At 44.3% G+C, this 574-nt stretch carries 1 protein-coding gene; it reads right to left on the reverse strand.

Features of this window, described 5'->3' with window-relative positions:
* Positions 1 to 267: 267 nt before the first annotated feature.
* Positions 268 to 408, reverse strand: a complete 141-nt coding sequence (locus HC175_RS23915; protein ID WP_209310037.1) for a hypothetical protein — start codon at positions 406 to 408, stop codon at positions 268 to 270.
* Positions 409 to 574: the final 166 nt, after the last annotated feature.

Consider the following 574-nt stretch of genomic DNA (forward strand, 5'->3'; position numbering starts at 1 on the left):
TTAATTACCTCAAGGTTTCAAATTTGCGATTAGCCATTTTAGCCAATTTTCATAAGGATTTACTGGACCATCGCCGGATTGTCCTATAAATGATTCGTGTATTCGGTACGCCAAGAAGCGTGCATTAATTATAAACCCAGTAATATGAAAGGATTACACAGACCACTTTGTCGTTCAGTCTGAAGCAACCATGAGGTGCGTGCGGGAGACCAATCGTGCTAAGTTCATGGTGAGCGTTCAGGTAAGCCGTAATACCAGTGAATCCAGTTAGGCCTCGTTACACGACTTTGCAGTGATCAACCTTCCGAATATGGCGAAATCTGACACATATTGAGAAGCAACGACAATACGCATCAATATGGCTGCACGGGGTAATATGGAATGGCGTGCCTGGAGAGGGAAATGCATGAACTTGGGAAGCCCTAACAGAGTTGGTGAGCCAGCCAACCGCTGAGGGTGGCGGATATGCTCGTAGTACTGTTGATATGCAGGACAACATAACCTGCAAGGAGGGAAGGAGCATTACTTATAACCATTGTTTCAGATAGAAGTAACCAGATAGAATTAAGGAATT

It is taken from the genome of Salinimicrobium oceani, from assembly GCF_012037645.1.